Source organism: Streptomyces sp. NPDC056452, assembly GCF_042796085.1.
GTDB lineage: Bacteria > Actinomycetota > Actinomycetes > Streptomycetales > Streptomycetaceae > Streptomyces.
The window spans coordinates 21,319-45,026 of sequence record NZ_JBHTRI010000008.1; the positions used below are offsets into that span (position 1 = coordinate 21,319).

Annotated in this window: 17 protein-coding genes; 10 read left to right on the forward strand and 7 right to left on the reverse strand. The window is 70.0% G+C overall.

All coding sequences use genetic code 11. The features are described from left to right. Nucleotides 1–30: 30 nt before the first annotated feature. Genes ACFQ6X_RS10265 through ACFQ6X_RS10275 form a run of 3 tightly spaced genes read left to right on the forward strand, consistent with a single transcriptional unit; the run spans nt 31 to nt 2,931 of the window. Nucleotides 31–1,287, forward strand: a complete 1,257-nt coding sequence (locus tag ACFQ6X_RS10265; protein WP_383178860.1) for a cytochrome P450 — start codon at nt 31–33, stop codon at nt 1,285–1,287. Between the two features lie 58 nt (nt 1,288–1,345). Next, the gene (locus tag ACFQ6X_RS10270; RefSeq protein ID WP_383178863.1) at nt 1,346–2,581 is read left to right on the forward strand and encodes a cytochrome P450; all 1,236 of its coding nucleotides are present in this window, start codon (nt 1,346–1,348) and stop codon (nt 2,579–2,581) included. Beyond that, complete coding sequence (locus ACFQ6X_RS10275) at nt 2,578–2,931, forward strand: nuclear transport factor 2 family protein (RefSeq protein WP_383178866.1); 354 nt, start codon at nt 2,578–2,580, stop codon at nt 2,929–2,931. The genes ACFQ6X_RS10270 and ACFQ6X_RS10275 overlap by 4 nt, the downstream gene beginning before the upstream one ends. Nucleotides 2,932–3,017: 86 nt before the next feature. Here ACFQ6X_RS10275 and ACFQ6X_RS10280 read toward each other — a convergent pair whose 3' ends face one another. After that, nucleotides 3,018–3,749, reverse strand: a complete 732-nt coding sequence (locus tag ACFQ6X_RS10280; protein WP_383178869.1) for a TetR/AcrR family transcriptional regulator — start codon at nt 3,747–3,749, stop codon at nt 3,018–3,020. Between the two features lie 188 nt (nt 3,750–3,937). On the opposite strand from ACFQ6X_RS10280, the gene ACFQ6X_RS10285 reads away from it, so the two are divergent. The 4 genes from ACFQ6X_RS10285 (at nt 3,938) to ACFQ6X_RS10300 (ending at nt 7,810) form a co-directional block, all read left to right on the forward strand. Beyond that, nucleotides 3,938–5,410 (forward strand): MFS transporter, encoded by a 1,473-nt coding sequence (locus ACFQ6X_RS10285; protein ID WP_383178872.1) that lies wholly within the window; start codon nt 3,938–3,940, stop codon nt 5,408–5,410. Between the two features lie 107 nt (nt 5,411–5,517). Next, the gene (locus ACFQ6X_RS10290; RefSeq protein ID WP_383178875.1) at nt 5,518–6,264 is read left to right on the forward strand and encodes a thioesterase II family protein; all 747 of its coding nucleotides are present in this window, start codon (nt 5,518–5,520) and stop codon (nt 6,262–6,264) included. After that, entirely contained in the window at nt 6,261–7,118 is an 858-nt protein-coding gene (locus ACFQ6X_RS10295) for a metallophosphoesterase family protein (protein ID WP_383178878.1), read from the forward strand. The genes ACFQ6X_RS10290 and ACFQ6X_RS10295 overlap by 4 nt, the downstream gene beginning before the upstream one ends. After that, complete coding sequence (locus ACFQ6X_RS10300) at nt 7,115–7,810, forward strand: 4'-phosphopantetheinyl transferase (RefSeq protein ID WP_383178881.1); 696 nt, start codon at nt 7,115–7,117, stop codon at nt 7,808–7,810. The genes ACFQ6X_RS10295 and ACFQ6X_RS10300 overlap by 4 nt, the downstream gene beginning before the upstream one ends. Here the strand turns inward: ACFQ6X_RS10300 and ACFQ6X_RS10305 are convergent. After that, entirely contained in the window at nt 7,771–10,650 is a 2,880-nt protein-coding gene (locus ACFQ6X_RS10305; protein WP_383178884.1) for an AAA family ATPase, read from the reverse strand. The genes ACFQ6X_RS10300 and ACFQ6X_RS10305 overlap by 40 nt on opposite strands. Nucleotides 10,651–12,366: 1,716 nt before the next feature. Next, nucleotides 12,367–13,029 (reverse strand): TetR/AcrR family transcriptional regulator, encoded by a 663-nt coding sequence (locus ACFQ6X_RS10310; RefSeq protein ID WP_383178887.1) that lies wholly within the window; start codon nt 13,027–13,029, stop codon nt 12,367–12,369. Between the two features lie 294 nt (nt 13,030–13,323). Between ACFQ6X_RS10310 and ACFQ6X_RS10315 the strand changes: the two genes are divergently transcribed. Further along, nucleotides 13,324–15,231, forward strand: coding sequence for an RICIN domain-containing protein (locus ACFQ6X_RS10315; protein WP_383178890.1), 1,908 nt, complete (start codon nt 13,324–13,326; stop codon nt 15,229–15,231). 64 nt (nt 15,232–15,295) lie between these two features. Here ACFQ6X_RS10315 and ACFQ6X_RS10320 read toward each other — a convergent pair whose 3' ends face one another. Continuing rightward, nucleotides 15,296–16,693, reverse strand: a complete 1,398-nt coding sequence (locus ACFQ6X_RS10320) for a hypothetical protein (RefSeq protein WP_383179302.1) — start codon at nt 16,691–16,693, stop codon at nt 15,296–15,298. Between the two features lie 392 nt (nt 16,694–17,085). On the opposite strand from ACFQ6X_RS10320, the gene ACFQ6X_RS10325 reads away from it, so the two are divergent. Beyond that, on the forward strand, nt 17,086–17,901 hold the full coding sequence (locus ACFQ6X_RS10325; RefSeq protein ID WP_383178893.1) for an SAM-dependent methyltransferase: 816 nt from the start codon (nt 17,086–17,088) through the stop codon (nt 17,899–17,901). 140 nt (nt 17,902–18,041) lie between these two features. Here the strand turns inward: ACFQ6X_RS10325 and ACFQ6X_RS10330 are convergent, their stop codons facing one another. Further along, a complete protein-coding gene (locus ACFQ6X_RS10330) occupies nt 18,042–19,979 on the reverse strand; it encodes a protein kinase (protein WP_383178896.1) in 1,938 nt (645 codons plus the stop codon). A gap of 198 nt (nt 19,980–20,177) precedes the next feature. Between ACFQ6X_RS10330 and ACFQ6X_RS10335 the strand changes: the two genes are divergently transcribed. Beyond that, complete coding sequence (locus ACFQ6X_RS10335) at nt 20,178–20,771, forward strand: TetR/AcrR family transcriptional regulator (protein ID WP_383178899.1); 594 nt, start codon at nt 20,178–20,180, stop codon at nt 20,769–20,771. A gap of 3 nt (nt 20,772–20,774) precedes the next feature. On the opposite strand, the gene ACFQ6X_RS10340 is transcribed toward ACFQ6X_RS10335, so the two are convergent. Both ACFQ6X_RS10340 and ACFQ6X_RS10345 read right to left on the reverse strand, forming a co-directional pair. Continuing rightward, a complete protein-coding gene (locus ACFQ6X_RS10340) occupies nt 20,775–22,256 on the reverse strand; it encodes a pyridoxal phosphate-dependent decarboxylase family protein (protein WP_383178902.1) in 1,482 nt (493 codons plus the stop codon). Continuing rightward, nucleotides 22,246–23,670, reverse strand: a complete 1,425-nt coding sequence (locus tag ACFQ6X_RS10345) for an MFS transporter (protein WP_383178905.1) — start codon at nt 23,668–23,670, stop codon at nt 22,246–22,248. Before ACFQ6X_RS10345 ends, ACFQ6X_RS10340 begins: the two co-directional genes overlap by 11 nt. Between the last annotated feature and the right edge of the window lie 38 nt (nt 23,671–23,708).

Genomic DNA, 23,708 nt, shown 5'->3' on the forward strand with positions numbered 1-23,708 from the left:
TGTGTACAGGCAGAAGAATGCGAGGTTCTCATGAGTGAACTCCCCGATGTTCTGGGCGGTTTCGACCTCACGGACCAGTCCCTCTACTCCGCCGGCGTCCCCTACGACGTATTCGCCCGGTTGCGGAAGGAGGCCCCGGTTCTGTTCCATCCCCCGGGCACGACTGCGGACGGCGAAGGCTTCTGGGTACTCACCCGGCATGCCGACATCGTGGCAGCCGGGGGCGATACGGCGTTCTCGGCGCAGGGCGGCGGCGGGCGGTCCGGCGGCGGTTCCCATCTGGAGGACCTCCCTTTCGGCGTGCACGCCGGGGTGCTGTTCGCCATGATGGACAATCCGCGCCACGAGCTGATCAAGCGTCTGCTGACCCCCGCCGTGACCGGCAGGGTGGCGAAAGGCCTCGAGAGCGAGTTGCGGGAGATCGCTGCGGAGCTCGTGGGCGACGCCGTTGCCCGCGGCAGCGTGGACTTCATGGGTGAGGTCGCGGAACCGTTCGCGCTGCGTGCCATCGCGCTGATGCTGGGCGTGCCGCGCAAGGACTGGGAGCGGCTCGCCGAGTGGGGCCGCGGGGTACTGGGATTCGTCAACCGCCGCACCGGCAAGGTCGATGAGTTCTCGACGACCACGTTCCACGCCATGCAGGCCTACTTCAAGGCGCTGCTGGACGCCAAGCGGGGTCTGCCGGGCGACGATCTGGGCGCTGTCCTCGCGTCCGGTGACATCAGCGCGGAGGGCGGGCAGAACGCCCTGTCCCCGTACGAGCGCGAGGCCAACCTGACGCTTCTCCTGATCACGGGATTCGAGCAGCCCCGCAACACCATCGCCGCGGCGGTCCAGGCGTTCGCCGGTCATCCCGACCAGTGGAAGGCACTGCGCGAGGACCGTTCGCTGCTGCCGGGCGCGCTGGAGGAGGCGCTGCGCTGGAACCCTCCCAATCCGTACAACCGCCGTACCGCGACGCGGGACACGGAAGTGCGGGGGGCGCAGATCAAGGCCGGCGACAAGGTCACCTTCTGGTGGCCGTCGGCGAACCGGGACGAGGACGTCTTCCCCGATCCGGATGTGTTCGACATCCGGCGGAACCCGAACCCGCATCTGTCGTTCGGCACCGGCACCCACTTCTGCATGGGTGACGAGGTCGGCCGGCTGGAGATCCGGCTCGTCCTGGAGGCGCTGCTGGACCAGGTCGCGGAGATCAGGACGACTGCACCCGTCACCTACGCGCCCAACAACAAGCACACCGTGATTCTGGACATGCCGGTCGAGCTCGTCCCCGCAGCCGAATGACCTCCGAGGTCATCGGCCCCATCACGTCACTTGCCAACTCCCAGACAGGATCGGTCACATGACACAGTCCGACGTCATTCCCTCGTCCGACGCACCCGAGGTGCTGCCGTACGACCCCTTCGACCCGGAGTACCACTCGGACCCGTACACGGTCTACGAGAAGCTGCGCGCGGAGCACGGCCAGGTCATCCGCACCTCTGCCGGTGTCGCCGTGTTGGGCTACAAGGAGATCTCCGACCTGATGCGTGATCCGCGCTTCGGACGCGGCGACGGTGCGGGGGTGCAGGACACCCTCATACCCACCGATGAGGGGCTCCGTCGCGCTTTCATGTTCATGGACCCGCCGGACCACACCCGTATCCGGTCCCTGGTGAACAAGGTGTTCACGCCGCGGACCGTGGAGCGGGTACGGCCGCAGGCGGAGAAGTACGCCGCCGATCTGCTGGCCGCGCTGCGGACGGAGCACGGCTCCGGCGAGATCGACCTCGCATCGAAGTACTTCCGCCCGCTCGGTGCCTATGTGCTGAACGTCCTGGTCGGCGTGCCCGAGAAGTACCTGGAGCGCTGCATCGGTTTCGCCAACGACGCGGGCCGGGGCCTCGACCCCGAGTACACCCTCAACGAGGCGGAGCTCGCGACCAGGATGGAGGCCCGTGAGGGCTTCGTCGAGATCTCCGTCGAGCTGATCGAGCAGCGCCGCGCCAAGCCGGTCGACGACCTGATGAGCGAGCTCGTCGCGGTGGAGCAGGACGGTGAGAAGCTCAACGAGACCGAGCTGCTCACCACAGCCGCCAACATCTTCCTCGCGGGTTTCAGCGCCCCGCAGGCGATGATGGGGCTGAGCGCACTGGGCCTGTTGCGCCACCGCGCACAGCTGGAGTGGTTCCGCGCCAACCCGGACAAGGTCGCCAACTCGGTCGAGGAGCTGATGCGGTACGACTCCGCGGTGCAGCTCGCCAACCGCACGGTCCTGGAGTCCGCCGAGATCAACGGTGTGTCCGTCGAGCCGGGCGACGAGGTCTTCCTGCTCCTCGGCGCGGCCAACCGGGACGAGGCCTTCTACCCGAACGCGGCCGACCTCGACCTGACCCGTACGCCCAGCCGCAACCTCGTCTTCGGCCACGGCATCCACTTCTGCGTGGCCGCTCCGATCGCCAGGCTGCTCACCCAGGTAGGGCTCAACGCACTGACCGCGTACGACGTCGAGCTGGTCACCGAGACCCCGCGCACGAACGGCGCGCTGGCCATCCGCAGCCTCGCGGAGCTGCCCGTGACGCTGGGGGAGGTCAAGTGAGCCAGGACGTTCTCGACCTCGTCCAGCGGTACATCGGCCTGTGGAACGAGACGGACGACATCAGGCGTCGTGAGCTCGCCGGGGAACTGTTCACCGGAGACGGGGACTACATCGATCCCAATGTCGCGGCCACGGGACCCGAGGACATCACTGTCTACATCGGCCAGGAACGGAAGAAGTTCGGCGACCTGGTCTTCAGCCTCGGGGAGTTGATCGGTTCGCACCACGGCACCGCGCTCTTCTCCTGGAAGCTCGGACCGGCGGGCGTGGACGCCCCGGTGGCCAGGGGGTACGACGCGGTCCTCATCGAGGACGGCCGGCTGCGACAGGTGCACGGCTTCTTCGCCTGAGGCCGGCACCCGACCTCCGACGCCCGACACCGCGGAAACGTGACAGGGCCTGTCGGTGCCCGGAAGGCACCGGCAGGCCCTGTGCGTCAGGCGGTCGCCGGATGCCCTTCCGGCGACGCGAGGCCCAGTGTGCGGATCAGGTCGTGCATGTCGGTCTCGTACAGCTTCGCGGGATCCACGACCTGGTGGCGCAGGTGCCCGTAGACCTCCAGCGCGAGGAGCCCGTGCATCCGGCTCCACACCCGCAGGCACAGCGCGACAGCCGCGGGCGGCAGGTCCGGGAAGGACTCGCGGGCCATGGCGACCAGGCTCGGCCGGAAGTCGGACCACTCGTAGTCGCAGCCTGCCCGGGACGCCGCCGCCTGGGGCCATGCCGCGGCGACGAGACCGAGGAGCACCGCACACAGCCGGTGCTCCGCCTCCTGCGCGGCGCCGGCCTCGGGGGGCGTGTAGCCGGGCACCGGGTCCCCGTAGACGAGGCGGAACTCCTCGGGATGGGCGATGGCCCACCTCCGGTAGGCGTGTGCGTGGGCGAGCACCTTTTCGGTGGCGCTGCCCGACGGAGCCGCCTCGTGCGCCGCTTCGAGGACGTTCGCCAGTGAGTCGTAGACATCGGCCGTGAGGGCGGTGATGAGGTCGTCACGGCTGGTGAAGTAGCTGTAGATAGCACCTGCCGTCATGCCCATCTCGCGAGCGATGGCCCGCAACGAGATGGAGGCCGGACCGCTGGCCGCCATGTGCTTGAGCGCAATCGTCTTGATCTCAGACGTGGTCTCCGCCCTCAGTCGGGCTCTCCGGCTCTGCGTCGCTTCTCCCATGTTTGACAGCCTAACAGTGTTGAGCCACAGTACTCCGTGCAGACATTGAACGCCGTGTAGTAATGTTGAGGCGTTCAGAGAGCTTCATGAGCTCGGATCCGCGGGGGGGTCGCGCACCGGCCCTCCGAATGCCCCGGGCTGCCCACCCACCCGTGCCCAGTCACCCAAGTGATTAAGGAAGCCAAGTCGTGGTTGATACCGTCCCCCGGACCCAGCGGCGGACCGGGCCCATGCTCGCCCTGCTGGCGTTCGCCCAGTTCATCGTCGCCGTCGACTACAACATCGTGTTCGTTGCGCTTCCGGAGATCGGCAGCGCACTCGGCTTCACCTCCCAGTCCCTGCAGTGGGTCGTCAGCGCCTACGCCGTGGCCTTCGGTGGATTCCTGCTCTTCGGCGGCAGGGTGGTCGACCGCCTCGGCGCCCGCCGCATGTTCATCCTCGGCCTCGTGATCTTCGGCCTCTCCTGCCTCCTCGGAGGCTTCGCGGAGAGCCCCGAACTCCTGGTCACCGCTCGTGCGATCCAGGGCTTCGGCGCCGCGCTGCTCACGCCGGCCACCCTCACCCTGATCAACACCCGCTTCGCCGAAGGCCCCGAGCGCAACAAGGCTCTCGCCGTCTGGGGCGCCTGCGGCAGTGGTGGTCTGGCTGCCGGCGCACTGCTCGGCGGTGTGCTCACCGAGGCATGGGGCTGGGAGTGGGTGCTGTTCGTCCTCGTCCCGCTCGCCCTCGTCGCGGCCGTCGTGGCCCCGGGCACCCTCGCACCGGATGAGCGCGCAACCGGCGACCGGGGCGGCTTCGACGCCTTCGGCGCCATCCTCGCGACCGCCGGTTCCTCGCTGCTCGTGCTCGGCCTGGTCAGCGGACCGGAGGCCGGCTGGGGCTCCCTGCGCGGCGCGGGCTCGATCGTCGCCGGTGTCGTGATCCTCGCGGTCTTCATCCTGGTCGAGAACCGGACCAGGAGCCCGCTCGTCCCGATGCGGCTGTTCAGCAATCGCAGCCTGGTGACGGCGATCCTGATCATCCTGGTCTTCCAGAGCGCCCTCGGCGGCTCGTACTACATCTTCACCAACTACCTCCAGGGCGTGCTTCAGTACGACGCGCTGGAAGCCGGGCTCGCCTTCGTCCCGCTGACGATCATCTCGATGGGCGCCTCGCTGAAGCTGGCCGGTGCGCTGCTCGGCAAGTGGGGTCCGCGGGCCACGCTCTTCACCGGCATGTTCATCAACGGCGTCGGCATGGTCGTCCTGGCCGTGTCCATGTCCACGGGTGCGTCCTTCTGGTCCCTCGTCCCCGGCCTGATCATCTGGGGCGTCGGTGGCGGCGTGACCTTCCCGGCCATGTTCGTCTGCGCCGCGTCCGGAGTCGCCCCGCAGGAGGCCGGTATCGCCTCCGCGCTGGCCTCCACATCCCAGCAGATCGGCGGCGCCGCGGGCCTCGCCCTGCTCGTGGCGCTGGCGACCGCCGGCCTGTCCGGGGACGCCCCGGCGGTCGCGGACGTCGCCGACGGTCTGCGCACAGCGATGTGGGTCGGCGGTGCGGCCTCGATCATCGGCGGCCTCCTCGCCTTCACTCTGAGGAAGCCCGGAGCTCCCGCACCCCAGCCCGTCGTCGAGGTGCCGAGCCCGGCGATCGACGAGGTCGGAGCGCGCAGCAGCGGCTGACGGCCTCCCCCCGACGGTTCATGGCCGGTGTCTCCCCCGTCACCGGCCATGAACCCTTATCCTGTTCTGCCACCACCAGCAAGCTCCGCCCCCGACTTGGTGAACTCATGTCTCAGCACATACATGACGACGATTCCTGGATACGGCGCTTCGCGGCCACCGCGCAGAGCACGGCACGACTCGTCTGCTTTCCGCACGCGGGAGGATCAGCGGGATACTTCCGTCTCCTGGCCCACGCCCTCGCACCCGGGATCGACACCCTGGCCATCCAGTACCCAGGGCGTCAGGACCGGCACCGGGAGCAGCTCCTCGACAGCGTGAGTGAGCTGGCGGACGCCTCCTTCGCCGCCCTGCGCCACCGGCTCGAACCCCCCTTCGCCTTCTTCGGCCACAGTCTGGGTGCCGTCGTGGCCTTCGAGGTGGCCCGCCGGTTCGAGCAGCAGACTCCGCACGGACCGGTACGGCTCTTCGCGTCCTCCCGCCGGGCGCCGTCGGTCGTGCGCGAGGGTACGGTCCATCTCCGTGACGACGACGGCCTGGTCGCGGAGATCCTGCGGCTCGGCGGCACGGACCGGTCCGTTCTGGAGGACCCCGACATGCGGCAGCTGATCCTGCCGGTCGTACGGGCCGACTACCGCGCGATCGAGACCTACACGGCCCCGGCCGGAGCGCGGCTCACCTGTCCCGTCTCCGTGTTCGTGGGCGCGTCCGACCCCGTGACCTCGGCCGTGGACATGACGGCCTGGGAGGCACACACCACGAAAGGCACCGACACGCAGGTGTTCGACGGCGGCCATTTCTATCTCGACCAGCACGTCCCCGAGGTCGCCTCCGCGATCGTCGGTGCGATGTGAGTTCCCCGGGCGGTGAGCTGCTCGCCATCAGCGATCTTCACATCGCTCATCCGGAGAACCGGAGGATCGTCGAGGAGATGCGCCCCCGGACGGACGGGGACTGGCTGATCGTCGCCGGTGACGTGGGAGAGACGTTCTCCGACATCGTGTGGGCCCTCACCCTGTTACGGGACCGCTTCCACACCGTCGTCTGGGCTCCCGGCAATCACGAACTGTGGACCCCGCCGGACGATCCCGTCCAGTTGCGCGGAGTGGAGCGCTACCTCGAACTGGTCCGGATCTGCCGTGATCTGGGGGTCCACACACCGGAGGACCCCTATCCGGTCCTGCAGCAGCACGGGCGCCGACTGGTCATCGCTCCCCTGTTCGTGCTCTACGACTACAGCTTCCGGCCGGCCGGCACGACGTCCAAGGAGGCGGCCCTCGCCCGGGCCGAGGAGGCGGGCGTGGTGTGTACCGACGAGTTCGTGCTGCACTCCGATCCGTACCCGAGCCGCGATGCCTGGTGCCGTGCCCGGATCTCGTACACCGAAGCCCGGCTCGACGCCCTCGACGGTGCGCCGACCGTACTGGTCAACCACTATCCGCTCGTCCGTGAACCGACCCGCATCCTGCGGTACCCGGAGTTCGCACTGTGGTGCGGTACGGAACGGACCGCGGACTGGCACACGCGGTACAACGCCGACGCGGTCGTCTACGGGCACCTCCACATCCCCCGCACGATCGTCTGCGACGACGTGCCCTTCCAGGAGGTCTCCCTGGGCTACCCCAGGGAATGGCGCACCCGGTCCACCGCTCCCGGACGGCTGCGACCGGTCCTCACCCGCTCCGCCGACCGCGCGAGGTCACAGTGATCGAGTTGCTGCTGCCACCGGTGGTCGAGACCGCCGAGGCCTACGAAGACCCGCCGCTCGTCCGGCTGTTCCCCGAGGAGCAGGCGGTGGTCGCAGATTCGGTGGAGGCCCGCCGCCGCGAGTTCGCGACCGTACGCCACTGCGCCCGGCAGGCCCTGGCCCGACTGGGCGGCCACCGGCCCGGCCCCCTCGTGCCGGGGCGGGGTGGCGCACCGCGCTGGCCCGCCGGCGTGGTCGGCAGCATGACCCACACGGCCGGCTTCCGGGCCGCCGCCGTGGCGCGGTCCGACGACCTGATCGCTCTCGGCATCGACGCGGAGCCCCACATCCCGCTCGGTCCCGACGTCCGTGCGGCAGTGACCCTTCCCGAGGAGCGGGAGAAGCTGGCCCTGCTGGACTCCGCCCACCCCGGGACCGCGTGGGACCGCATCCTGTTCAGCGCCAAGGAGAGCGTCTACAAGGCGTGGTACCCGGTGGTCGGGCGGATGCTGCGGTTCGAGGACGCCACGGTCGACATCGATCCGCGGACCGCACGCTTCCACGCCCGTCTCCTGGTCCCGGCCCCGCCGGGTGCGGAGTCCGGATTCCAGGAGCTGACGGGCATGTGGTGCGCCGACGCGGGGCTCGTGACGACAGCTGTCGCGCTGCGCCGTCAGGCGGCCCGGGGGGAGTCGGCAGACCCGGTGGTCTGAATCGCCAGGGCCAGGTCCGTGCGCCGCTTGATGTTGAGCTTGCGGTAGATACGCGTCAGATGCTGCTCCACCGTGCTCACGGTGACGAACAGCTGGCTCGCGATCTGACGGTTGCTGTGTCCGCTCATCGCACGGTGCGCCACGCGCAGCTCCGCCTCGCTCAGCGACCCCGTCCCGACGTCCTCCTGCTGCGCCGTCGCCTCGGGCGACGACTGGTGCTCATCGGCACCCGGAGCGATCCGTACGGGCATCTGCACTCCGGACTCCTCTGCCATGAGACGGGACTGACGGAGCATCAGACGGCCCTTGCTGTACTGGCCCTGTTCCTGGAGAGCCCAGCCCATGTCGTACAGGACGAAGGAGAGTTCGAGAGGCGCCTCGCAGACACGCAGCGAATCCGCGGCCTTGCCGAGCAGTTCGACGGCCGCCCCGCCCCTGCCCCCGCAGGCGGCGAGAACGCGAAGCGCGGCCGCGTACACACGCGGATGCCGCGGGCCGCACCTGCGGACCTCCTCGGCTGCCAGTGCTCGCGCCCGCGCAAGATCGCCCAGACGTATACAGGCCAGGGCAGCGCCGGACCGCCACGGTACGACCACGGGATTGTCCATGCGCCAGCGGCCGACGATCTCCCCCACGGCGAGGAAGTCGTCCAGTGCGGCAGCGGCCTGGCCGCTCGCCAAGGCCCTGTGCCCCCGGGCAATGAGCAGACGCATGCCGAGCGGCGTCTCGAAGACCGCGGAGGGGATCAGCGGCTGCGCGTCACGGACCACCGCGGAATCGCCGGCCGTCAGCGCGCTCGCCTGCAGAGCGGTACTCAGCGGAAGAGCCAGCGCGATACCCCAGTTGCGCGCGGGGAGCATCACCAGGGCCCGGTCGACCTGCTCCTCGGCGAGCTTCGGCTCACCCTGCCGCAGGAGGATCTCGGCGACGGCGCAATGGAAGAAGGCCTCCCACACGACCGCGGACTGCCGCTTCGCCTCGGCAGCGAGCCTCTCGGCCCAGTCGTGCGCGTCCCGGAGCTGTTCCGCGTACATGAGGGTGTGCACGGACACGAGCAGGAGCCACATCGTGTCCTCGCCCAGCGCATGATGGCGCAGGGCCCGGCGGGCTTCGGCCACCGTCGCCGGGTCGGGGCCCTCGGTCAGGATGTCGCGGAACATGGATGCGGCCCGGCGCCTGGCACCGAGCTCCGGCGAGGCACTGTCCAGCCATGCGACGGCGCTCTCGCCCGTGTCGTCGGCGGCCCACCCGGGGTACATGGCGCGGAGCCAGCGAAAGGACGCTCCCAGATGCGACGCGGTCCGGGTGTCGTGGACGTCCAGCGCGTCGACGCTGCGGTGCTCGATCAGCTCGGCGGCCTCGGCGGGCTGTCCGAACCACAACATGGCGTCGACCCCGGCCGATACGCGCCAGCCCGCCAGTCGGCCTGCCCTGAAGTCGGCGATCAGGGCAGGCACTCGGCGGAACGCGGCGTAGGGCTCGGTGCGCCACGCGGCACGGATCAGCATCGCGGTGGTCGTCGCCCGGCGTCTGTCGTCCGTGTCGTGCTGATGGGCGAGCCTCAGACTGTCCAGCGCGAACTCGGCGTTGCCGTCCGCCAGGGACTGTTCCGCAGCCTCGTGCAGGACCGGAATCACACAGTCGGTGTCGATGCGGTCGGCGGCGATGATCTGTGAGGCCACGGTGACGACCGAAGCCCCGGTCTTGAACAGCACGTTGGCGGTGCGGATCTGCAGATCGGCGCGTTCGTCGGAGGTCATCCCGCTCAGCACCGCGGCGCAGGCCTGCGGGTGACGCAGCAGCCCTCCGGACAGGAGGCCGGTTTCCTGCATGACACCCAGCGCCTGACGGATGGACACGGTGTCCAGCCCCGCCATCTGCGCGAGCTGCGAAACGGAGCAGGCCTCGTCCAGAACCGCGAGCCGACGCGCGACGTGCAGAATCTCCGGTTCGCAGCGGAACAGGCAGGCGATGAGGGCCTGGCGGAAACCGTTGTCCACCCTGAGCTCCGGGTCGAGGCCCGGCAACGCGTGGCCGCGGTTGTCCTCGATGAGCCCGCGCAGCAGCAGCGGGTTCCCACCGCTGACGGCATAGGCCTCGGCTGCGGTCGCCCGGGCCACGGCATCGCCCAGATGGGCGGACATCACGTCCTGAACACCTTGGGGTGAAAGCAGCGGGAGGCTGACGAACCGTGCCAGAGGTTCCGGCGGCAGCTCCGCCTCCGACAGGGCGGTCGGCCTGCCGGAGTGGAGCGACCCGTTCAGTACGACGAGCAACCGGGCCGAACGAAGCCTGCGGACGATGAACGACAGGCACTTCAAGGACGAGACATCCGCGTACTGCACATCGTCGATGCCGATCACCAGAGGGCCACGGGATCGCTCCACGATGTCCAGCAGGGTCATGCACATGCCGTGAAACGTCTGCGGGGCCACTTCGTCCGCGGTTCCGTCGAGCAGGAACCGGGACAGCAGCAGGGACTGGGCTTCCTCCACCCAGAGAGATGCGCGGCTTCTCAGATCGTCATCGATGTGCACGCTGTGCAGCAGATGGGCCAGGACACCGAAGGGCACCGTCCGTTCGACGCGGGCAGCGGTCGCCTCGAGGAACTGGGCCCCGGAACCGGCCACTTGTGCCGAGAACGCGTTGAGCAGTTCGGTCTTCCCGGACCCGACCGCTCCGTCGACGATCGCGATCCTGCTGTCTCCGCGCAGGCACTCGGCGAAGAGTCCTTGGAGTGAGGCCAGCTGCCCGACACGCTCCGACAGCATCGACGCGGCCGCCCGATCCCGCGGTATCCCGACCAGCTCTGTGGGCCCGCAAGCCCCCGTGATACTCATTCGCTCCCCCTGAAGTCATGAGTGTGTGCACGGAACGGCTACTCAAGCCCGCCCCTCCCGGGCATTTTAAATACCGGACGACCTGTTTCGTCAACGCCATTCTGCCCACCGGGAACTACTGGGGTTGCGTAGCCTCGGGCAACTGCCGAACGCCTCGGTCAAGCACCGGAAGGCCTGTGCCGCGCGACTGCGGCGGGAGCACCCGGCCGCTCGGAGGACTACCTGACAACCCGGGCGGTGATTCATCTCACACTAATGCCACGAATGAGTCACTCGCACGTCGGAGCCTTTGCAGGCACGTTAAATCTCAGCGCCTCGCGCGGCCTCGCGAGTTAGGAATCCACCCGGTACGGCGTATGCGTTCATCTCGACATCCGCACCCTCGGTACGGACGGGAAAGATCGGACAGCAGAAGGACCGGCCGGGACCCGATCAGGCGGGTCACCGTGTGTCACATTCCGGCGGCACCGAGGCCGGACACCGCATCCACCGAGTCGGCCGGCCATCAGATTCTTTACGAAGAAATAGTGACGCCCCTGCACCGCATCCGTTGCCACGGCGCCTGACACAACGGATGCGAAGCGCCTCCGCAGAATGCCCGATGACCTGTACGCCGACAGTCAACGAGATGGCCCCGGCGGCGTTTCGGCCAATCGTCCTGATCGCACCGGATGCAGGTGACCGCACACCCTCAAAGCTCCGCCGACCTGGGCGATCTACTCCGATCAGGCAGTCCGGCCCCGCCCGCACACCACCAAAAGACCGTTACTTCGTCAACTACCAACGCCCTCACCCCAGGGGCGACCGACGCAGTAAACGGAATATCCCCCTCCATCTTTCGACTCGGCCGGGCCCGGGGTCTGCACAGACCACCCACCGCGCACTGCGACTTCACCCAAGGAATTATCGTCCGACACGGCACCATTCGATCGAACGTCCAAAAAGCACCGCCTTCTTCTGTATCTAGACACAGAACTCCATTGACCGGTCAGCCCCGCTCCTCACGTAACATATCCCGAGATCGGACAACGCCACCCGGACCGCACTCCTCACCGAATTCAGTGGCTGCCATTTCTCACAGGAACCGCATCGGATTCAGTACCCACCGAGCCCCCGCAGGAATCGCGGCGAGAATCCTCGTACAGGAACTCTGATGGTCCGTGACTTCAATGGCATCCACACCATTCATATCTCGATCCGCTGTCACGAAGTAGGCTCGGAAAAGGTTTCCGGCCATACCGCCGGCCGTTCCTCTGCCGTGGTTCCGCATGCCCCTCTTTCGAGCCGTACGTGGGTGGCGAGCAGGGGCAATGGCCCAGAAAGTCACGCCGGGCAGTCCGGACGGCATGGTTCCGCTTGAGCGATGCCGCGGCCCGTCGGGGCGTCCCGTCGAGGCAGCCGAAGCATCTCGGCCCCATGACATGTCGTGCGGTCATATGCGGCAGCCGCCGCGGGGCGACGCGGCCCGGACCGGGCGCGGAACGAGGTATTCATCGGACGCCCGAGCGGTCCGGCTGCGCTTTCCGCCCACAGGCACCAGCAGACGTCAGGAGAACGGAAGTTGCTCCTCGATGAGGCCTGTTCGACATCCCGGTCACTGAGGGCTGATCCGAATCGGACACGCGTACGGCAGAAACGGTGACCGAAAACCATAAGGCAATGCCGTCCGGAACATTGCCGGGGTACGGGAGCGCCCCGGGCGGGACAGAAGCCGGGCTACGGGTTACCGGCGGCCGGGCCGAACGTGCCCGGCGCGAGAGCTGTCAGCAGGGAGGTGACCACGAGCTCGGTCGAGGCAGCCATGTCCACGGCGTCGGGTGCGAGAAGCCACTGCACCTGGAGGCCGTCCATGACGGCAATGATGGCGTTGGCCGCGTTCTCGGCTCTGTCCGCGTCGCGCTCGGACAGGTCGCACGCCTCGCGCAGGGCGTCGGCGACGAAGGTGCGCAGCCCGCTGTAGCGGTCGCGGAAGTAGGCCTGCGCCGGGTGGTCGTCGGTGACGGATTCGGCGGACAGCACCGCGTAGAGCCGGACGATTCCTTCCCGTTCGGCGTTGCGCAGCGCGGTGTCGACCAGATGGCGCAGGAACTCCAGGCCCTGCGGCCGGTCGGCCCCGAGCTGCTCGATGTCCGTCTGGTCGCGCAGTTCGAGGACGCTGGTGAGCAGGAGCGCCTTGGAACGGAAGTAGTGCAGCACGCCTGCCTGGGTCAGGCCGGCCCGGTCCGCGATCTCCGCGAGCGAGGCGTTGTTGTAGCCGCGCGCGGCGAAGGTGTCCGTCGCGATGTGCAGGATGTCCCGCTGCCGCTGCCGGGCCTCCGGGCTGCGCGGAACACGCGGCTTGGCCGGACGCGCCGGTCCGCCCACTGACTGGTTGCTCACCGGCACAGCCTAAGCCCGCCCGGTGATCTCATGGTGATCTTCACGTCTTGAGGAAAGCCCGGGCAGGGCACTTACTAACCACTTAGTGAGTGTGCTTCTATGTCGCCGTCGCCCCCACGAAATGCCGTCGTCATGGCGGGAAGGACGCTCATGGCCTCCTTACGCGCACCGGTCTCACCTGCCGACCGGGAGCCATCGCGGCGAGACCCGTCCGCTCACCCCGGCCCCGGCGCGCTGGGGTGCGACAGCCGGCCGCACCACCCCGTCAGGTACCGACCGAAGGAGAGCCGCACCATGCCACCTCTCAGTCCCCTCAGCCCCCTCCGTCCGCGGACTCGTGCCGCGGGCGCCGCCCTCGTCCTGGCCGTGACCGGACTGGGCCTCACCGGCACCGGCGCCGGCACGGCGCAGGCCGCCGACCCGACAGCCCAGGTGTGGGTCACCACGGCCGACGGCAGCAAGAAGCTGTCCGCCGAAGGCAGCGTGCCGTTCACCGGCACCCCCCAGTCCGTCGACATACGTATCGACGGCACCAGCAAGAGCCAGAAGTTCACCGGTGCGGGCGCCTCGGTCACCGGCGCCTCGGCCCGCCTCATCCAGAGCCTTCCGCAGGACAGGCGCAGCGCGCTGATGACGTCGCTGTTCTCCGCCGACGGTGACGGCATCGGTCTCAACTACCTGCGCCAGCCGCTCGGCAGCACCGACTTCAACGCCACCGGCGACTTCTACACCTACGAGGACACCCGCGGCGCCTTCTCCATCGACAGGGACAAGAGTGAGATCATCCCGGTCCTGAAGCAGGCCACCGCGGTCAACTCCGCCATCCGCTTCATGGGGTCGCCCTGGTCCCCGCCCGCGTGGATGAAGACCGGCAACTCCCTCAACGGCGGCAGCCTCAGGACCGAGCACTACCAGGCGTACGCCGACTACCTGGTCGCCTCGATCAGGGCGTACGGCCAGCAGGGCATCACCCTGACCGACCTGACGGTGCAGAACGAGCCCGAGTTCGCCACGAGTTACCCGTCCATGAGCATGACGTCCTCGCAGCAGGCCGACTTCTTCAAGGTGCTCGACCGCACCCTCACCTCGGCGGGCCTGCCCACCAATCTGCTGGCCTACGACCACAACTGGGACCACCCGAACTACCCGGTCGAAGTCTTCAACGGCACCCAGGGGATCAGCCGTGTGATCGGCGCCGCATTCCACTGCTACGGCGGCACGCCCTCGGCCCAGCAACAGGTGGTCAACGCGGGCAAGCGTGTCTTCTTCACGGAATGTTCGGGGACCGAGAGCGCCGACCCGGGGACGACCTTCCGCGACACCCTTCAGTGGCACGCCGAGAACCTCGTCGTTCAGAACATGCGCAACGGCGGCGAGACGGTCATCAACTGGAACCTCGCCCTCGACCAGAACGGCGGCCCCCACCAGGGCCACTGCACCAACCGGTGCAACGGCATCGTCGACATCGCGAACGGCAACGTCAGCCGCAACGCCGAGTACTACGTCCTCGGCCATGTCACCAAGTTCATCAAGCCCGGCGCCACCCGTATCGGCTCCACCAGCCAGGGCGCCGGAGGCGTCCAGAACGTCGCCTTCCAGAACCCCGACGGGACCCGCGCCGCCTACGTCGTCAACACCGCGGCGGGCGCTCAGCGCTTCTCCGTGACCGACAACGGCAAGTCACTCGCCTACACCCTCCCCGCGGGCGCGGTCGCCACCTTCGTCTGGAACGGCGACGGCGGGACCACCGAGCCGCCCGTCGGCTCCATCGACCCGAGCACCTGGTACCAGGTCAGGGGCCACAGCGGCGCCTGCCTCGACGCCGCCGACTGGGGAACCGCCAACGGCACCGGGCTCCAGCAGTGGGCCTGCGGCAACGGTGCCAACCAGAACTGGCAGTTCCGGCCGACCACCGACGGGAACTACCAGGTCGTCAACCAGCACAACGCGAAGGTCTGGGATGTCGACGGCGGCACCGGCGCGACCGCCGACGGCACCAGGGTCCACCTCTGGAGCTACGAAGGGGGCACCAACCAGCAGTGGCGGCCCGAGGCCGTCGGCTCGGCCGGCGCGTATCGCTTCGCCGCGCGCCACAGCGGCAAGTGCCTGACGGTGAACGGCTCTTCCGCCGCCAACGGTGCCGCGCTGTCGCAGCAGCCGTGCAACGGGTCCGCCGCCCAGGCGTTCACCCTGAGCCACTGACACGGCGCTCCGGACGCGCAGGGCCCGGTCCGGCGGGACCGGGCCCTGACGCCTCGGCGTTCCCTCAGCCCGCGGTGATCCGCAGGATGCCGGTGACCGTGCCCTGCAGGTAGGCGCCGTCCGGCGCGACGGTGCCGGCCATCTGGAGGGTGTCGTACAGGGCGCCGACCCCTATCAGCTTGCTGCGCAGGACGTCTCCCGTGGCCGGGTCGATCTGCGCGTAGCGGTAGGGGTCGAGCAGGCTGTTCCCCTTGGTTCCGGGAATGACCGGGTCCCGCAGCACCGTATGCAGCTTGCCGTCCGCGGTGGAGAGTTTCGGTACGGCGGCGGAGCGGAGCTCGTTGTCCCAGACCAGGTCGCAGCCGCTGCCGTCGGCCCGGACGTCCACCCTGCTCAGTCCGCCCGCGAAGGGTGCCGAAGCGGGCACGCTGGCGCCCGCGCCTTCGGGCACCGCGGGGTAGGGATAGCCGTAGGTGCCGGCGACGAAGACGCTGCGGTCCGCGCCGACAGGGGAGTTCTCGCTGCCGGGGCCGCCCGCCGCGAGCAGCACCGGGACCGAGCAGACGGTTTCGCCGGTCGAGGTGCGGTAGACCTTCAGCCGGACCGACGCGTCGGCGTTGTCGACGATCGTCACGTAGTCCGTGCCGTCGGTGGGGCCGAAGAAGGTGGGCGTGGAACCGCTGCCCCAGCTCAGCAGGCCGGGCTTACGGGCCTTGCCCCGGTCGTACGCCTGCCGCCAGGAGATCCTCGGCGTGCCGTCGGTGGACGCCGTGAGCAGGTAGGTGGCGTGGGTGGTGGTCACGGCGGTGCCCTGCGGTGCCGTCGAGATGCTGTTGGCGATCCGCTCGCCGGCGGGGAGGGCCACGGACCTCACCGCCCCGGTCCTGTCGTCCGCCGTTCCGACGACGCCGCCGCCCGTGGCGAACCAGACGCGCCCCTGCCAGTCCGGGGAGAGCCCGGTGACGGCATCGTCGGCGGGCACGGCCGAGCCGAGCGGGAGACTGCTGTCGACGGTCAGCCGCCAGGAGCCGGCCGCGTCCCGGCGGTGCCCGATCCGCAGCAGGGAGCGGCTGCCGTCGACGACGACGAGCCGGTCCTCGTGGTCGATGTAGGCGTAGACGCCGCCGAGCAGGGAGCCCTTGGTCAGTTCGAGCGAGGTGAGGGAGGCGCCCGTATGCGGATCGAGGAGGTGGACGGTGGGCACCTGGCCCAGAATCGGGGTGCACAGCGCCACGGGGTGGTCGTCGGACCCGATGAGGACGGTGGGGCAGGCGGAGAGCAGCCCCTTCAGCTTGCCGGAGATGCTTCCGGCGCCCGGGCCGGCGAGCGGGGTGGTGTCGGAGGAGCCGGTGTCACCGTGCATGGTCGCGCTTCCGCGCGGACCCGCGTACGGGTTGGCCGGCAGTACGGACGTGGCGGCGGCCGGGCCCGCGGCGCCGGCCGTCGCCGGGGTGCCGGACATCAGGAGCGCTGCGGCGAGCAGAGCTGCGGGGGCCGTGAGACGCCGTGTGCCGCAACGCCCGTTGGCTGAGGGCACGGTGGTGACTCGGGCGAGGAAATGTCGGCGGCTGGACATCGGTGGGGTTCCTCCGAGAGCTCTGCGGGACGGGCGGAGGCCTCCCTCCGAGGTGCTGCCGATCATCGCGTGAGATCCCGCCCCCGAACCATGCACGGGGCATGAAGAACGTGTTGCAGCCTTTCCGCGCGAGGCCGGGAAGGTGATCCACCACGAGCTTCCGCGACACGACGCCGCCGATGGCCCGCCGGCCTGCGAACGTGTCCTCTTCGGCGCTCAAGTTCCCTATTCTTGGGGCGAACTGATCATCCACAGCTTCATGCCCCCTGGAGTTCGCAATGTCCCGACCGGAGAACGACGGCACCGCACTGCACATCGACACCAGCAAGCCGCACCCCGCGCGGATGTACGACTGGTTCCTCGGCGGCAAGGACAACTACCCGGTGGACGAGGCGATGGGCCGGCAGATGCTCGCCGTGGAGCCCGGTGTCCCGGTGATGGCGAAGGTCAACCGGGCCTTCATGCACCGTGCCACGCGCTGGCTGTCGGACCAGGGCATCCTGCAGTTCCTCGACATCGGTACGGGGATACCCACCGAGCCCAACCTCCACCAGGTGGCCCAGGAGGCCGCACCCGCCACGCGGGTCGTCTACTGCGACAACGACCCGATCGTGCTCGCCCACGCCGAAGCCCTGCTGAGCGGCACTCCGGAGGGCAGCATCGACTACGTGCAGGCCGACGCACGGGACGTGGACGCCATCCTCGAACACGCGGGCAAGACGCTGGACTTCAGCCGTCCGGTCGCGCTCTCGCTGATCTCGCTGCTGCACTTCGTCTCCGACGAGGGCGGCGCCTACGAGCTGGTGAGCCGGCTGACCGACGTGCTGGCGCCGGGCAGCTATCTGGTGATCTCGCACCTCACCGCCGACTTCCATCCGGAGGAGGCACGCAAGGTCGACGAGATGTACAAGGCCAACACGCTCACGCTGGCGCCGCGCAACCGCGCCCAGTTCGCCGCGTTCTTCGAGGGACTCGAGATCGTCGAGCCCGGCATCGTGGCCGCCGAGGCGTGGCACCCCGAGCTCGGCGAGCCGATCCCCGGCCAGGAGGACATCGTCAGCGCGGGTTACGTGGCACTGGGACGCAAGCCGTAGCTCCCCTCCCCCGCCGGGCCCGACGACCGCGCCGGGCGAGCGCCCCCGTGCCGGTTCGAGTCCGGTTCCGGGGGCGCTCGTGGCCTACGTCGGGCCGGCCGGGCCGCGGGGTGGCTGTCCGGCCCCGGCGGAGTACGGGGCTACGACTTCCGCCAGTTCTGGGACGCCTTCCCGGAGGCGCAGGTCGCCGTCGACACGCCGCCGCCGTAGGCGAGGTCGAGGCAGCCGCCGTTCGGGACGCTCTTCAAGGTGCCGCCCGAGCCCCAGCGCCAGAGGCGCGCGGTGCCCTGGGTGCAGTCGCCCACGAACACGGCCTGGCCCAGCATGTTGGCGACGAGACAGGCACCGGACTGTTTGTTGACCACCTTGAGACTGTTGTTCTCCGCGCTCACAGTGGTCCAGGAAGCGCTCGGGTCGGTGCAGTTGCCGTCGTCCGCGGAGCCGTACACCTGGATCAGGCACGAGCCGTTGTCGGCGTTCTTCAGCCGGAAGGCGCCCGACGAGGGCGGCGGTGCCGGGTCTCCTCCGCCGGTGGCCGAGCCTGAGGCGCCCGAGGCGGACGAACCGGACGATGCACCGTCGCCCGTACCGGAGCTGCCCGAACCGGCGGAACCACCGGACCCGTCGCTCCCCCCGGCCGCGTCCTGCGCACCGCTCCCCGATGCCGCTCCGTCCGCACCCGCACCGCCCTTCGCGGCGTCCGGCGACGCGGTGCCCTTCCCCGCCGGCTTCTTCGGCTTCTGCGACGCGGGAGCGGCCGACGCGCTCGCGCCGGACGACCGCGTGGGGTCGGGCGGTGCGGTGACGGAGACGGACGGCGTCGATCCCGCGGCGTGGTCCGGGCCGGTGGCGTACGGCAGGTTCTGGACGGCGAGTGTCGCCCCGACGGTGGTCACCACGACGGGCACCACGGCCAGCAGGATGCGGGGACGGCGCCGCTCACGCCGCGGCGACCGTGCGTCGGGTGCGGTCTCCGGGATGTCCCCCGTACCGCCCGCACCAGCCGTGTCCCCCGCGCCTCCTGCGGTCCCCGCACCTTCGGCCGGGTCCGGTGCTGCCCCGGGTACGACAGGGACGTACGGCTCGATGTTCTCCGGCACCCTCGCGGCGAAGGCCGCCCGCCGGGCCAGCTGCTCCATGACGGCCTCGGGCCAGCCGCCGGGGGCCGACGGGCCCCGCCTCCCGATGAGTTCGACCAGCTCGGCGGCGGTGGGACGGCCCTCCGGGTCCTTGTCCAGGCAGGACGCCACCACTTCGGCGAGCCGGGCGTCGCGCTCGCGCACCGGCGCCAGATCGGGCTCGTCGTGCACGATGCGGTAGAGCGGGCTGCCCTCCGCCCCGTCCCCGAAAGGCCAGCGGCCGGCCGCCGCGTACGCGACCAGCAGGCCCAGCGCGAACACGTCGGAGGCACCGGTCAACCGCCGTGTGCCCATGGCCTGTTCGGGCGACATGTACGCGGGCGTACCGACGATCAGGCCGGTCCGGGTCAGTTGGCTCTGCTCGGCGGCACGGGCGATACCGAAGTCGATGAGGGTGACGCCGTCGAGGGTCAGCATGACGTTCGACGGTTTCAGGTCACGGTGCACCATGCCGAGCGCGTGCACCGGCCGCAGTCCTGCGGCCACCTCCCGCAGCAGCAGCCACAGGGCGGAGGCCGGGACAGGGCGCTCGCTGCTCGCACCGGGTCGGGAGCTCGGTTCGGGGCCGGGGGAAGGAGTGCCGTGCGGTTCGACGGCCTCGGCCAGGGTGATCCCGGGCACGTACGCGGTGGCGAACCACGGCGGCTCCGCGGTGCGGTCGCTCGCGAGCAGGGGCGCTGTGGCCTCGGCCGGTAACCGCGCGAGGTTGTCCATCTCCTGCCCGAACCGGCGCACGAACCCCTCGTCCTCGGCGACGACGGACGCCAGCATCTGCTTGACGGCGGCATACCGGCCGTCCGTGACGCCGAGGTACACCCGTCCCATGCCGCCGGCCCCGATCCGGCCCAGCAGAGGGATCGGTCCGATCCGCCGTGGGTCCTGTGCGCGCAGCGGCTCCGCACCACTGCCCGCGAGGTCGAACCCGTCTTCCCCGTTCACGCTCTCCCCGTTCACCAGCCGGTCGGCCGGGACCTGTGCCGGTCCATGCGCTCCCCCGGTCCGCACGGGCCGGCACAGGCTCCCGACACGGGGAACAGTCTTAACCATCGATCGTCCCGATTGGAAGATCTTTCTAGAAAACGATTCCACTTCCCGTCGGCGTGACCGTGACCACGGGGGACTACGCTGGTGGTCACCATGAGCCCCAAGCAACAACGTGGCGAGGAAACTGCCGACCGCCTCCTGGACGCCGCCCTCCAGGTGTACGCCGAGTCCGGCGAGCAGGGCGTCACCGTCAGTGCCCTCACCAAGGCGAGCGGTGTCAGTCTCGGCAGTCTCTACCACCACTTCGGGAGCGTCGACGGCCTGATGAACGCCCTGCTGTTGCGCTGGCTCGGCCGCCTCCTCGGCGAGCTGGCCGCAGCCGTGGAGCGTTCCCGCACCGCCCGGACCGGCATCGGCGCCCTCGTGCGGACCTATCTGACCTTCATCCAGGAGCACCCGGACGCCGCCCGGCTCCTGCACTCCTCCTACGCCGACCGGCTCGGGATGGCGCAGGCCAGGCAGCTCCGCGACGCCCAGGAGGCCAGGCTGTCACCCATGGCCGAGTGGGTGCGGCAGCACATCGGGACGGGAGAACTCGCTCCCCTGTCCGTCCCGTTGGTCGAGGCACTGGTCATGGGACCCGTCGTCGCGACCGCGCGCCGCTGGCTGTCCGGCGTCGACGACGTCGACCTCGATGAGGCCGCGCGCATCCTGCCGGACAGGATCTGGCGCTCGCTCAGCCCCTGAAACTCAGTGGGCCTGGAACACCGAGCCGATGAACTCCGTGAGGAGCCGCTCCTTGAGCGGCCCGTCGAGCGCGTCGAGCAGCACCAGAACCGGAGCCATCCGGCCCGGGAGCTCCGAACCGCCGCCGAGCCCCGCGAAGGCCAGGACGGCCGCGATCTCGTCCGGACCGAGCGTCGCCGGGTCGAGTCCTGCGGCGAGCTCCGCGAGCCCCGGGTCCACGGTGACCGGCGGCAGCGCCCGGGCGGCCCGCAGCGCGGCCACGAGGTCCTCGAGCAGTGCGTCGACCTGCCCGACGGTGGCCGGCGTCAGGGTGAGGTGGAGATTGGGCGGCAGTCCGTCGAAGGAGAGCTGGGGCTGCAGGTACCAGCCGCGGTCGCGCATCTCGTCGGCGAGGTGGAGCAGCAGGCTCAGGTCGGGGTCACCGCCCACCGGCCCGCTGTGGACCGTGAACGCGACGAGTCCGGCGGCCGGTTCCCCCAGCACCCGTACGCCGCCGGTGCCGCGCAGGCCCGCCAGGAGCCGGTCCGAAGCCTCGGCGACCCGGCCGGCCAGCGCGGTGTAGCCGTCCTCGCCGACATGCTGGAGGACCGCCCACGCCTGGGCCAGCAGACCGCCGGACTTCGTGCCCTGGACCGTCGGGTTGACCACCGGGTAGCCGGGCCAGCCCGCATGGGCGAAGTACTGGTACCGGCGCAGTTCGGCGTCCCGGTAGAGGACGACGGATGCGCCCTTGTCGGCGTACGCGTACTTGTGCAGGTCGACGGAGAGCGAGGTGACCCCGGGAACCGACAGGTCGAACGGCTGCACCTCGCGTCCGGAACGCCGCAGGTAGGGCAGGAGCCAGCCGCCGATGCACGCGTCGACGTGGCACAGCACTCCGCGCCGGGCGGCGGCCCCGGCGATCTCGGCCACCGGGTCGATCACTCCGTGCGCGTACGAGGGTGTCGAGGCGACCACGAGCGCGGTGCGGTCGGTGATCGCCGCGGCGACGGCGCCGGCGTCGGCACGGAAGGTGACGGGATCGACGGGGACGACGACGGTCTCCAGGCCCAGGTAGTGGGCGGCCTTGTGGAAGGCGGCGTGGGCGGTGGCCGGCAGGACCAGTTGCGGCGCCGTGATGCCTCGTACCGAACGCGCGTGGTCCCGGGCCGTCTTGACCGCGAGCATGATGCTCTCCGTACCGCCGCTGGTGAACGTGCCCTGGGCGCCCGGCGCGCCGAGCAGCGCCGCGACCGCCCCGACCAGGTCGTTCTCCAGCCGTGCCACGCTCGGGAAGACGGTCGGGTCGAGCCCGTTGACGGTCGCGTACGCCGTGTACGCGGCGGCGGCCAGTTCGTCGAGGCCCTCCAGGCCGGCGTCGTAGACGTAGGCGAAGGTGCGCCCGCCGCGGGTGGGCGCGTCGGCTTCCCGCAGGGCGCGCAGCTCGGCGAGCACCTCGGCCGCGGAACGGCCTGCGGGAAGGGTACGGGTGGGTTCAGTCGACACGGTCGGTCTCTTCCTGCTGAGGTACGGACTGCGGAGGTACGGACTGCGGAGGCGTCACGGACTGCGGGGGTACGGGTTCGGTGGGGTCCTCGCGGTAGCGGTGCAGCAGCCACAGGCTCGCCCCGGCGAGTAGGGCGGGCAGCACGCTCATGCCCGCGGTGATGCCGGTCAGGGCGGCCTCGGGCTGGGCCACCCGGTGGTCGGCGTCGGAGGAACGGAACCCCGTCACCGCCAGGACCAGCGCGAACACCCCCGCGCCGAGTGCGAAGGCCAGGGTCTCGGCGGCCGTCCACAGTCCGGTGAAGGTCGCGGCCCGCCGCTTGCCGGTACGGGCGACATCGGCGGCGAGGGTGTCCGCGAGCATGGTCAGCGGCAGCAACTGGAGCCCGGCGTAGGCGACACCGATGACGACGACCGCCGCGTAGCCGAGGGCCGGTCCGGCCGCCGGGGTGAAGGCGAGCAGCACGGCTCCGGCGAGGAAGAGCAGGGACGCGCACCACTGGGCCTCCTTCACTCCGCGCAGCCGGGCCAGCCGGTTCCACAGCGGCATGACGAGGACGAGCGGTCCGATCAGGCAGGCGAACAGCGGGGTGACCGCGGTGGGCGAGCCGAGCGTGTACGTGGCGAAGTACTGGACTCCCGCGAGCATCACGCCGATGGCGAGCGCCTGCAGGGTCCACATGCCGGCCAGGAACAGGAACGGCCGGTGGGAGCGGGCGGCGGCCAACTGGGCCCGGAGCGAGGGTTCGGCCTCGCTCCGGGCCACCGCCGGGGCCCACCGGGTGGTGAACCATGCGCCGAACATGCCCAGGGCGAGGAGGACCGCGACGGCGATCCCCATCGTCCGGTAGCTCGCCGGGCTGTCGCCGTCGGCGTGGGCGATCGCCGGTGCGAGCGCCCCGGACAGCAGGATCGCGACGCCGAGGAATCCCACCCGCCAGCCCAGGATCCGGCCGCGTTCGGCCGGGTCCTCGGTCATCTCGGCGGGCATCGTCACGTACGGCACCTGGAAGACGGCGTACGCGGTGGCCGCCAGCAGGAACAGCACCGCCACGTATCCGGCCGCGGCCGCTCCCCGCAGCGGGGGCGCGGCGAAGATCAGCGCGAAGAGCGGTGGGAGGGTGAACGCGCCGATGAGCAGGAACGGCCGGCGCGGTCCGCCGCGCAGCCTGCTGCGGTCGGACACCGCGCCGACCAGTGGGTTGATCAGGACGTCCCAGGCCTTCGGCAGGAAGACCGCGGCCCCCGCGACGGCCGCGGGCACGGCGAGGACGTTGGTGAGGTAGTAGAGCAGGATCAGGCCCGGCACGGTGGCGAAGGTGCCGGTGCACAGGGAGCCGAGCCCGTATCCGATACGAACCCGGCGTGGCAGGTGCGGACCCGGTTCAGCGTCCGCACGGATGTCTGCTGGCATGCCGCAGATCATGAACGAACGTTCGAGCAGGCGGCAAG